General features: G+C 38.1%; 1 protein-coding gene. It reads left to right on the top strand.

The genetic code is table 11. The annotated features are described in order from the left end of the window. Nucleotides 1-68 precede the first annotated feature (68 nt). A complete protein-coding gene (locus tag KFZ70_RS13270) occupies nucleotides 69-13,886 on the top strand; it encodes a T9SS type B sorting domain-containing protein (RefSeq protein WP_139694758.1) in 13,818 nt (4,605 codons plus the stop codon). The last annotated feature ends 8 nt before the right edge of the window (nucleotides 13,887-13,894 follow it).

Genomic DNA, 13,894 nt, shown 5'->3' with positions numbered 1-13,894 from the left:
TGTCAAAAAAGGGGATTACATTTTTTTTCATATCGCCCTATTATGGAAAAGATTAAAAACTAACCACTATGAATAAACCTACTTATCACAATCTAGTATACGTTGTATTATTCTCATTGTTTGTGTCTTTTGGCAGTATGGCACAAACCTATAAGCCTTTTACTCTAAGGAAAAACATAGAAGTAAGAGGAAGCATGCTTGTGGTGGGTAATAGTATTCTAGGAAAAGATAATCAGCCTTTTAATGATTTAAGTCAAGACAATCAAGATATCTCCATGCAGTATATTGATATTGATAATGATGCGTCAACGTTTAGCTCCAGTAGTGCCGATTTACTATTACATGATCAAGAAGATGGAAGTGCTACCACATGTTATAGGGTGGCCTATGCTGCACTGTATTGGGGAGCTGTTCTACAAAGTGGTGACCGATCAAGTATCAATCAAGTAAAACTTAAACTTCCTGGAAGTTCAACATATACCAATATTACTGGTGAGCTTGTTTATGATGCCATTTCAAATCCAATTGTGTCTGAACCTAATGAACCTGGAAATACACCCTATGCATGTTACGCAGAAGTTACTGATTTATTATCTGGTTTGTCTGATTTAGAAGGTACTTACACGGTGGCTGATGTTACCGCAAGTCTCGGTTCAAATTACTCCACAGGTTTATCAGCGGGGTGGACGCTTTTTGTAATTTACGAAGACCCGAATCTTCACACGAAGTCTTTTAATGTGTTTGATGGATTTAGTCATATTTATGACGGTCATTATGAAGAGGTTCCTGTTACTGGTTTTTCAACACCTCCTGTTGGAGCCATCGATCTTCAATTTGCCTATGCTGCCTTAGATGGCGATAGAACCAAACGTGCTACCAAGCTAGAGATTAACGGTAAAGAGGTAACCACTCCGTTTAGAACAGCTAATAAGTTTTTTGGATCGGTTATAGAAAATGAAAACGGTGTATCCCATCCAAGAAATCCTTTTAGTGAAAATACTTTAGGTTATGATACAGGCTTTTTAGAAATCAAGGGATCTGAACCTGAATATATAAAAAATAATGATTCTTCGGCAAGTTTTATTCTACAGGTGGCTCGAGGACAAGCCGATCCAATATTTGCATTTTTTAGTGTTTTTGCTGTAGATATTATTTCTCCTGATATTGACTTAACCAAAAAGGTTTCAAATACATCTGGAGAAGACATAGATGGTGACGATGTTGTATTAGGGCAAAATCTGTTTTATGAAATTACTTATCAAAGTGTAGGTAATGATAATGTAACCCAATTTACCCTGAAAGATGTACTTCCAGATAATATTGTTTTTGATCCTTCAACAGACATAGATTTAAGTAATGCCGGAGGTGCTACATTACAATCATATGACCCCGTTACAAGAACACTTATTTTTAATATTCCAGATGGGTCTGTAGAGGTTGGTGATCCTAAATTTGTCATTCGTTTGGCTATACAAATTGTACCAAATTGTTATGATTTGAGTCAAGCCTGTTCTAATGAAATAAAGAATCAAGCTTTTGCAACCTATAGAGGTGTGATTAACCCTACAATTATAGAAGAGGAAGGAAGTTTTGCAACCACTGAATGTTTAGGGGTACCTGGTTCAACCAATTTTATTGTTGACATCTCAAATTGTGATTTTACCAAAGAAGAGGTGTTGTGTGGTAATAGTGTAGAGCTTACTGCTGCTGGTGGTTATGATAGTTATTCATGGTCTACTAGTCCAACAGGAACACCTGTTATTGGAACAACTCAATCTATAACAGTTACAGAAACAGGGACATACTATGTACAAAATACTACACAGTCTACTTGTTTGTCTATAAACGAAACGTTCAACGTTATTACGTTTGGTAGTGCACAAACAAACCCTGTAATTCCTTATGCTGATTTATTACCCATCTGTCCCAATGATGGAAAGGTTTTACCCTATATTTTCTTATGTGGAGGAAATGATACCCGAAATATTACTACAGGAATCAGTGATGCGGTTTCTATTATCTGGGAAAAATTAGATGAAACAAGTTGTGCTGCTGTAGCCGTTGAAGATTGTGCTAATGAAGATCCTGGGTGTACTTGGAATCAAATTGCTACAGGTCCAAATTACACTGCTGATACGGCTGGTCAATTTAGAATAGTCATTAATTATCCAGGCGGCTGTTTTGCGCAGTTTTATTTTAATGTTTATTCTAATTTATTAACACCAACTATTTCGGCCCAAGATATTTTGTGTACTACACCCGGTCAAGTGGTTGTAGGGAATGTACCATCTGGTTACGAATATAGCTTAGATGCCAACGGACCATTTCAACCATCTAACACATTTGATGTAACTACACCAGGATATTATACAGTTTATATTAGACAAGTAGGAGTAGATACCAACCCATGTATCTTTGAAACGCCAAGTATATATGTTAGAGATAGAGACTTTTCTGTGACTACTTCGGTGACCCAACCAGGGTGTCATGATGGAACAGGAAGTATACAGTTGGCCGTAAACAATGCTTTACCTCAATACAATTATAGTATTTCTCAAGGAGGTACTTTAGTAAATAGTGTAGGCCCTATATTAGCTAGTGATTATACATTTTCTGGATTAAACCCAGGAACCTATACCGTAAATGTTACAACAGATGATGGTTGTACTTATACGGAAGATATTGATATTATAGCACCGCCGTTATTAGAAGTAACAGCAGCAATAACCAAACCCTTAACCTGTACCGATGGTGAAATCACAGTATACCCTACAGGAGGCACACCACCTTATTACTATTTTGTAAATAGTACTACAGATTTCCAAACCAACCCAGAAATAGTTGTTTCTACTGCAGGTGTTTATAATATCACCGTGGTAGATTCTAATAACTGTTCTGCAGACGCGGTCATCACAATAGATGAGATTCCAGCTCCAGATTTTTCTGTGAGTCAAACTAATATTTTATGTAATGGAGACAACTCAGGCAGTATTAGCTTTAATGTGACCAATGCTAACGGATATACTATCAATTATAGTATTGATAATGGCACTACGTTTACCTCAAATCCAAATTTTTATAGTCTTGCCGCAGGAACTTACCAAACACTAATATCTTATGCTTTAAATGGAGAAGCGTGTTTTAGTGTGGCAGAAGATATTGTAATTACAGAAACACCCAATGCGGTAACGGCTTCAGGAGGTGTTTCAGAGTTAGCAGGTTGTGGACCAAATGGTGAAGGGCGTGTTCGAATTACCAATCCACAAGGAGGAACACCACCTTATGAATACAGCTTCGATAACCAATCAACTTGGACTTCAGATAATGAGGCTTATGTAGCACCAGGCACGTATACTTTGTACATAAGGGACGCCAATGAATGTATGTTTGCTATGCCTGGAATTGTTTTAGAACCGGAACCAGAAGCACCGTCTATTAACATTTCTGATGTAGATTATAATTGTGACGGAACAGGAAATACAACAGTAACAGTTAATAACAGTTCATCAAATTCATATTCTTATGGTTATTTAATTGATGGGGTTGAAAATCCGAATTTAGCCGATCCACAAACTTTCTTAAATGTATCTGAAGGTAGCCATACTATTAGTGTGACCTATAAGTTAGAAACCGTCCCTACATTTAGTAATTTATTAAATGAAGATTTTGGAAGTGGAGCACCAACAACAACTTCTGGTATTGCCAGTGCTTATTGTTTTAACGACCAACGTATAAATGGACCATACTCTTGCGGCACACGCTCTGTTGAAGATAATCAGTACTCAGTAGCTAGTTTCTTTTGGAGATCAGACGATCCAAACGCAAATAACACGGGCGCTTGGTATCATTTTAGCGATCATACAACCAATGGAACAGACCCAGATGGCAGATTTTTATTAGTAAACATTGGTTCAGCTGCTGGCCCATATGGTGTACTTTATAGTAAACCAATTAATGATGTTATACCTAATCAGGATATTCAGGTCGATTTATATGTAGCCAACTTAATGCGAGCTGTAAAAGCTGATCGAGACGATCCCGATTTTAGAATTCAGCTAGTAGATGGTTCAGGAAATGTAATAGCTGAAGATTATACAGGTATTGTTCCCAAAAATGAACAATGGAATTTTAGATCGTTAACACTTAATCCTGGCAATAATACAAGCTTAACCTTTGTGATTCGCTCAGGAAGTGTACAATATTATGGTAATGATGCGCTTATTGATGATATTAGCGTGTATCAATTACCAAAAACATGTATTGAACAAGTTGATTTTCCTTTTATTATAGACCCAGGACAAGCATTTTCAGCAGAGATTGTGTCTACAAGTGACGTAACCTGTTCAAGTGCAGGGGATGGAAGCATTACCATTGCGGCTCAAAACTTTGATGCAACTAATGGCTATCAGTATTCTATTGACGGGGGAGCAACTTGGAGTACCACAACAACCTCGCCTTATACTATTTCCAATTTAACAGAAGGAGCTTATAACGTTGTAGTACGTTATGATGCGGCTTCAAATGGACTTTGTGAATCTACATTACAAGCTGAAATTACAGCGCCATCGCCATTAAGCGTATCAGCAACCACAACGCCAGTAACCTGTTTAGATGGTTCAACGGTAACAGCTTCGGCTACAGGCGGAACACCTACATATACCTATGAATTATTAGATGCATCATTAAATGTGATAAATACATTCCCAGCCAATGGTATTTTAACCAATGTACCAGCAGGCGATTATACTGTTAGAGCAACAGATGCAAACGGGTGTCTGGCCACAACAACAATAAGTTTAGTGACGCCAACGGCACCAACGGCATCCATTGTTAATGCCGATTACTGTTATGATGTGGCTAATGGAGCAACTTTAGAAGTTTTAGCTTCAGGTGGGCAAACGCCTTATGAATACAGTGTTAATGGAGGCACATTTCAATCAAGTGCTGTGTTCAATAATTTAACACCTGGTAGTTATGTGTTTACAGTTAGAGATGCATATGGATGTGAATTTACATTACCCGCTGAAACCATTGCTGCACAAGTTAATATTAGCGCAACCTTAACAAAAGAATTAGATTGTACTGCATCACCAGATGCAGTAATTTCAGGAACAATCTCTGATGGTTACGCGCCATATACCGTGACTTTAATTCAGGGATCTGGTACTGTAAATCTGTCTGGAAATACGTTTACCTTAACCACAGGTGTTGATGGAGCTTATCAATTCCAAGTAACCGATGCTAACGGATGTACTGCCGTATCAAATGTGATTACTGTTAATCCTATTGAAAACCCAACAGCAACTACTACCACGGTAAATCCGAGTTGTAATGGTAGCAGTAATGGTTCGGTGCAAATTGTACCATCAGGTGGTGTTGGACCTTATACATTTAGTTTTGATGGAAGTCCATTTACGACCACCTCATTATATACTGGTTTAGTTGCCAATGTAACGTATGCCTATCAAGTTCAAGATGCCAATGAATGTATTTTCAATGGAACTGTAACTTTAACAGAACCTACAACTTTAGTCGCCAGTGCTTCAGCAACGGCTTTTAGTTGTGCTCCTGATAATACTAAGCAATCATCAACAGTGACTATTGCTGTTCCAACTACAGGAACGGCGCCATATACCTATAGTTTTAATGGATCGGGTTATAGTGCAACAAATACTTTAATTGTAAATGATAACGGAACAGATCAAACCATTGATTATGCTGTTCAAGATGCTAATGGATGTACAGATAGTGGTTCGTTAACCATTTCAGCATTAAATCCGCCTACCGATTTAGATTTTTCAGCAACAGTGGTAACTTGTGATAATACAACAGCTACCGTAACACTAACAGCAACCAATGGAGTAGGAGTGTTAACGTATGAAATTATATCACCGATAGTAATAGCACCGCAAACATCTAACACCTTCCCAGGATTAGCTCCAGATACTTACGTGTTTAGAGTGACTGATGAAAACGGATGTTATTATACCGAATCTTTTGTTATCGAACCAGTAACGCCAATTGCCATCACGGCGTTAAAATTAAGTGATGTATTATGTTTTGGTGGAAACGATGGTGCTGCACAATTTGAAGTTTTCAATGCGACGAATTTCACGTATACCATTAATGGAGGATCTGTTCAGGCTGGGGTCAATCCAATACCTTTATCAAACTTAATAGCTGGAACGTATACAGTTGAAGTAACCGATACCGATACTGGATGTATTGCTGATGCAAGTGTGACTATTGATGAGCCAACCAATGCAGTAAGTGCAACAGCAACGGCCACTAATGTACATTGTAATAATTTCGAATCACAAATTACGGTAACGGCTTCTGGAGGTACACCAAATTATACCTATGCCGCTGTCATTTCAGGATCAAGTGCTCCAACAGCATTTGATTACGGAAGCAGTAATGTAATTACTGTTGATACTAATAATGGAGCAAATTTAGTTTGGGATGTGTATGTAAAAGATGCTAACGGTTGTACAGAACCAACACCAACCACAGTAACAATTACACCAGATACTTTACCAAGTGTAACGGCTCCTATTGTAGACAATCAATGTGATGTATCCTCAGGATTTACGTTTACAGTCTCCGCAACTGATGGTGTTCCTCCGTATTCATATAGCATTAATGGAGGTGCTTCATATCAATCTAGTCCAACATTTACAGTAAATGCAGCAGGAAGTTATACCGTTACAGTAAGAGATGCTAATGGATGTACAGGAACAGCTACTACAGCAACAGAAGTATTTGAACCTATAACTGTGGATGCTTTATTAACTAAGGATTTAACCTGTTCGGCGCCAGCAGAAGCCACTATTGATGGAACTATTTCTGGTGGAAACGCACCTTATTCGGTAGCGATAATTCAAGGAACAGGAACGGCTCCAGTGGTTTCAGGAAATACCTTTTCATTTTCAACTTCTACAGCTGATGATTTCCAATTTGAAATTACCGATGCTAATGGTTGTACACAACAAACAGGAGTTATAACGGTTTCAGATACTGTAGATCCTGTGATTTTAAATGTTACTCAAACTCAGGATATATCTTGTAACGGAGAGGAAACAGCTGCTATTCAGGTGAACATAGATACAAATTTTGGTTTTCCACCATTTGTAATCAATGTTCATAATGATGATACGGGAACCGATTACGGAACACAAACTTCTGGATTACCAGCAGGAGATTATACCGTTACAGTAACGGATGCACGAGGTTGTGATGATACTGAAACGATTACGATTAATGAGCCAGATGCCATAGTGCCAACATATCATGCGGAACCAATAACTTGTATAGGAGCTGGTATTTCAAAGGGATCAGTAATTATTGATAGTGTAACAGGTGGTACGGCTCCGTATAATTACTTTGTTACAGGAACAAATAGCTATTCAAATTCAGAGTTAAATGCAACAGGATCTACATCCGTAAGCTTCGATGTAGTCGATTTTGGTTTATATCAAATTAATATTGTTGATGCAAATGGCTGTTCTGTATTGATTCAAGATGTATTAGTAGCATCACCACCCGATGATTTAGATATAATGGTAAGTTCACCTCCAGCAGATTGTTCTACAGGTGGCTCGGCCACAGTTACAATAGGCACGCCTCTATCAGGATCTGGACCATATCATTTTGCAATTTATACGGGACCTGGTATGACCTATACAGCACCAACAACTGCGCCTTGGCAAGATGAGGATAGTCCAGAATCTACTACTTTTACAAACTTAATTCCAGGAGCAACATATACATTTATAGTATATGACGAAGGAACACAGTGTTACTATTATGAAACAGCAGATACCGCCATACCAACAAACTCTACTTTAAACGTAAGTTCATTAATGCCTAATAACATTACTTGTGTTGGTAGTGCTAATGGCAATGTAAGTTTTGATATAAATAGTACGTATGGTACGCCAACAGATATTAGTTATGAGGTATTGGATTCTCAAAGCTTACAAAGTTTAGTGCCTGTGATTTCAGGAACAGGAACAGTTCCTGCAAATGGAACATTATCTGTCTCAAATTTGGGTAATCTTGATTTTGGAAATTATGTGGTAGTAATTACAGAACAAACTGGAGCTACAAATGCAGGTTGTAGTATAGCATCTGATGATTTCAATATTACGGAATCAGCTATAGAACTAAATCTTTCTGCGTCATCAACTAGAAATGAGAATTGTAATGAGTTAGGATTGATAACAGCTATAGCTAGCAATGGAACAGCGCCATACGAATATCAAGTAGTATTAGATGGTAATGCACCTGCTGATACTGATTGGGCTTCTAGTAATACATTTGAGAGAGCAGAAGGACTATATGATGTTTATGTTCGTGATGCTTATGGTTGCATTAAAAAAGTAGATGTAACGGTTGTTCTAGACGCACAACCAACAATTAACCCTGCTGCTCAACAGTGTTTTGATGGCACCGCATTTTCTATAACTTTATCTGGAACTACTTTTAATGGTAATGCAACCTACAGTATTGGGGGCGCTTACCAAACCGGTCCGAACTTTACTCTTAGCGCAGCAGGAACATATGATTTATATATAAAGGATGACAACGGCTGTACAGCTACAACAACTTATACTATAAACCCACCATTATTACTAGATGCTATTTTAGATGTCGATTTAACCTGTACTAATGATGCCCAAATTTCACTAACAGCTAGTGGGGGTACAGGAACATATAATACATATGAAGTTAGTACTAATGGAGGATCAAGCTGGTCTACCATAGCAGGAACAACCTATACAGCTACAACAGATGACACCTATCTATTCAAAGTAATTGATTCACAATCTTGTGAAGCCATTTCAAATGAAATCACGGTAACACCAAACACCACACCAACATTAACGTATTCAAAAAGAGATGTAACGTGCAACGGTGGTGCCGATGGCAGTATTATTGTAACGGCCGCTAATGGTATTGCACCTTATGAATATAGTAACGATGGAGGTGCAACATGGCAAGCATCAAATGTGTTTAGTGGACTAGCACAAGGCGTTTATGATATTCAGGTTAGAGATAGTAAAGATTGTTTATCTGGAATTACACAGGTGACCATAATTGAACCAACTCTAGTAGGTGGTACTGGTGCTTTAACTCAGAGCTTAAGCTGTGGTTCAGGAAATGTTACTCAGCCAGCACTAGTAACCATTTCAGCTAATGGAGGAACAGCACCATATACCTTTAGTTTTGATGGTGGTATTAATTACTCATCAACTAACACGTATACCACTTATAATTCAGGTACAGTTACGGCTTGGGTAAAAGATGCTAATGGATGTGTTATTGCCGCACCTATTGATGTTGTAATACCAGCCCTAGATGTTCCAACAGATTTAGATTTCGCCTCTAATCCAATAACATGTAATGACCCAACAACAGATGTAATATTAACAGCAACAGATGGAGTAGGCGTCTTAACTTATGAGATCATTTCTCCAGTAACTGTTGCACCCCAAGCTTCAAACGTATTTACAGGGTTAACTCCAAACACTTATACCTTTACCGTAACGGATGAAAATGGATGTTATTATACAGAAAGTTATACTATTGAACCAGTAACTAATATCACAGTATCAGGGTTATTAATTAGCGATGCATTATGTACAGGCGATTCTAATGGTGCGGTAGATTTTACGGTAGCTAATTATGCCTCAGCTTATACGGTGACATTGTTATCTGGAACAGGAACTATAAGTCAATCAGGAGGAACTGTAAGTTTAACAAATTTGGTAGCCGATACGTATACAATTGAGGTTACCGATGCAACAACAGGATGTACAGATCAAGCAACTATAGTAGTTAGTGAACCAACAACTATAACCTTAGCTGAAATTGATAATATAAATGCTAATTGTAATTTCGGGGCACAGGTAACCGTTCAAGCTACGGGAGGAACATCACCTTACGAATATGCGTTTGTGGTAGATAGCGCTACTCCAACAAATTTAAATTACGCTAATAGTGCTTCAGCAATATTAGATCCTGCAACAAGCACAGATTGGGATGTTTGGGTAAGAGATGCTAATGGTTGTACCGATATGATAGATGTGACCATTACAACCGATCCGTTACCAACAGTGACCGTACCAAGTATTTCAGATAACCAATGTAATTTAAATGGCGATCCGTTTACATTTACGGTGACAAGTCCAACAGGAATAGCTCCGTTTAGTTATTCTATAGGAACAGGATTCCAAACGAGTCCTACCTTTACGGTTTCAACACCAGGCACGTATAATGTCATAGTGATGGATGGTAATGGATGTACAGCAACAATGCCTACACCAATTGAAATTTATCCAACTTTAGATTTAAATGTTGCAGCAACAACATTACCAAGTTGTTCTGATGATGATGGTGTGATTACAGTTACAGGAACGGGTGGTTCAGGAAATTACAGTTATGCTATAAGTCCTAATACAGGAATTGTTTCTGGAAATGTAATTTCAGGCCTTGCTGCAGGTTCTTACACGGTAACAATAACTGATATAGATACAGGATGTGATAACACAGCTCCTGTTATATTAGAAGCACCAACACCAGTAACGTTTACTACCACACCAACCGATGTGTCTTGTAACGGAAGTACAGATGGAACGATTACAGTTAATTTACCGGCAACTAATGATAATCCTATTTATACTTATAGTTTAGATGGAGGTGTAACCACACAAACCTCAAATGTATTTACAGGGTTAGCGCCAGGCACTTATAATGTAACTGTTACTTCAGGAAGAAACTGTACATTAACACAACAAGAAACTGTAGGTGAGCCAAACGTTATTGTAGTACCAGCACCAACAGTTATAGAGTATGCATGTACACCAGATACAAATGCGGCAAATTTTGCAACCATTACAGTGTCTGGGGTAACAGGAGGTTCTAATAACTATACTATTTATGAATTTTATAGAGATGGAAACTTAGTACAATCAAGTTCTAACAATGTATATACGGAGGCTGATTTATTAGGTGGAAACTATACCATTACGGTGTATGATGATCATGGATGTTCAGGAACAACTTCAGCAGTTATTGCACCTTATGTGGAATTAGAGGAAATTAATATTACCATTGATAATGCGATAACATGTTTAAATGACGAGGATATTACAGTTTCTGCTACAACAACTGGAGGTTCGGCCAACCTGCAATATACAGTTGCAGGGGTTAATGTATCATACAACCAAACCAACACAACAGGAAACTTTACTGGTTTAATAGTAGGTAACTACACAATTACTGTAGAAAACTTAGATACAGGATGTAGTTTGCAAACAACACATTATGTAAATGTCCCAAATACCTTTGAATTAGAGGTTGAAAGCATTACGGATGTGACTTGTTTTAGTGATAACGATGGAAGTATAACTTTTACGTTAATAGATCAGGTACCGACACCAACCAATGACGCAGGACCGTTTACTTATGAAGTATTAGATGCTTTAGGAGCTCCTGTACAAACAGGAACTTCTGCTAACGCAGGTCCATTAACTATTAACGGATTGCCATCAGGAACATTTACCATTAATGCAACGTTAACAAATGCACCATTCTGTACAGTATCAACCAATGCAACCATTACAGCGCCTAATGCACCTTTAGAAATTACAGAATCACATACCGAAATTACTTGTAATGGTAACGATGGTACCATTTCAGCAATTGGTTCTGGTGGCTGGCCAGGTGCTTATGAGTATCAGTTAATGTTAAATGGAAGTGAATTGATAGCTTTTGGAACGCAATATAATTTCACAGGATTAGCTGCTGGTAACTATATGGTAAACGTAAGAGATAGCCAAGGTTGTGTGGCTTCGGCAACTGTTGTATTAGCAGATCCGCTACCAATTGCTGCAATCATTACTCCAAGCACAACAATGTTGTCTTGTTTTGGAGATACCAATGCAAGTATTACGGTTAGTTCACCAACAGGAGGTCAAGGTAGTAACTATACCTATACCTTAAATAGGGTGTCTCCTGTAGCAAATTCATCAGGACCTCAAATTTCTAATGTCTTTACAGATTTAGGGGCAGGTACTTATAACGTAATAGTAACCGATGGTTATAACTGTTCGTTTACAACTACCGATGTTACCATTACAGAACCTTCTGAAATTGTAGCTAGTTTAGTGAAAACAACGAACCCAACCTGTTTAACACAAGCCTCACTTACATTGAGTGCTACAGGCGGTACGGGGCCTTATGAATATAGTAGTGATGCTTCTCTTAGCAATCCTTTAGGAACGTTTACAACTGATATAACTTTCACTGTGGTTCCTGGAACTTACCGATATTATGTTAGAGATGCCAACGGATGTACATCTGTAGTATCAAATGATATTTTGGTTGAAGAACTTCCTGAACTTATAGTGACTTTAGATAAAACCAACGCCACCATTAATTGTGCAGGAGATAGTACAGGTGTTATTGTTGCAGAAGCCCAAGGTGGTTTAGGTAATTATGTATATACCTTACAAGACGACTCAGGAAATGATGTTACTCCAGTAACTCAAGATAGCCCAGGCGTATTTACAGAGCTTCCAATAGGGCGTTATCAAGTGTATGTAGAGAGTGGTGATTGTGATGTTACCTCTGAAGTTGTTGAAATCACAGAACCTTCAGCACCGGTAACAGCGCAATTAAGTATTACAGATGTGACCTGTAATGGCGCTAATGATGGTATGGTAGAAATAACGGCTTCAGGCGGTACAGGTATTATTAAGTATGCTATTTCGCCACAGATGGATCAATTCTTTGATGAGCCTATTTTTGATAATTTATTGGCGGGTGATTATCAAATCATCGTTCAAGACGAATTAGGCTGTTATATCTTATTAGATTTTACTATTGACGAACCTCTACCAGTTATGCTGAGCATAGTGCCAAACTCAATACTTCCTGAAGTGTGTTCAGGTGACCTAGATGGTGCCTTTAGCATAGAGATATCTGGAGGAAGCTTACCTTACAGCGTTAGTTTAGATGATATCAATGGGGTGTATACCACGGGCGGTATGACTCAAACCCAATTTGATTTTGATAATTTGGCAGGAGGTGATCATATCGTGTATGTTCGTGATGCCGAAGGCTGTGAGTCTGAATGGAACATTACTTTCCCAGAGTCTGTATTTATAGATCCTCAGGTTGAGGTTGTTTATGGTTGCGTAAACAATAATTTGTCTACCAATACCGTAACCGTATCAACAGATGCTAGTATTGATGCTAATGATTTAGATTATTCTTTAAATGGCGGTCCATATCAAAGCAGCAATGTATTTATAGATGTACCAGCTGGTGTGGGACATTACATTAGTGTAAGACATACTAATGGGTGTGAAAAAGTTACTTCTGATTTTGATATCGAGCAGTATGACCCATTAGTGTTAGCTATAGACGATGGTGAGATCAATCAAATAGTAGCTACTGCTACAGGAGGGGCAGAACCTTATGAATTTACATTGAATGGCGAATCTTACGGCACAGAAAGTAGTTTCTATATTTATGCCTCAGGTGATTATACCGTAACCGTAACCGATGCCAATGGTTGTCAGGTAAGTGCTACCAGATATTTTGAGTATATCGATGTGTGTATCCCAAATTATTTTACACCAAATGATGATGGAAATTTAGATAAGTGGGGGCCAGGATGTGCCGATCAGTATAAGGATTTAACCTTTGATATATTTGATAGATACGGAAGAAAGATAGCCTCATTACGAGTAGGAGATAAGTGGGATGGTAAGTATAACGGCCAAGAGTTGCCTACTGGTGATTATTGGTATGTTGTTAAACTCAATGATCCGAAAGACGATAGAGATTTTGTAGGCCACTTTACGCTGTATAGATAATAAGTTCC

It is taken from the genome of Allotamlana fucoidanivorans, assembly GCF_045788535.1.
In the GTDB taxonomy this organism is placed as follows: domain Bacteria; phylum Bacteroidota; class Bacteroidia; order Flavobacteriales; family Flavobacteriaceae; genus Allotamlana; species Allotamlana fucoidanivorans.
This window is presented reverse-complemented; position numbering and strand designations above follow the sequence as displayed.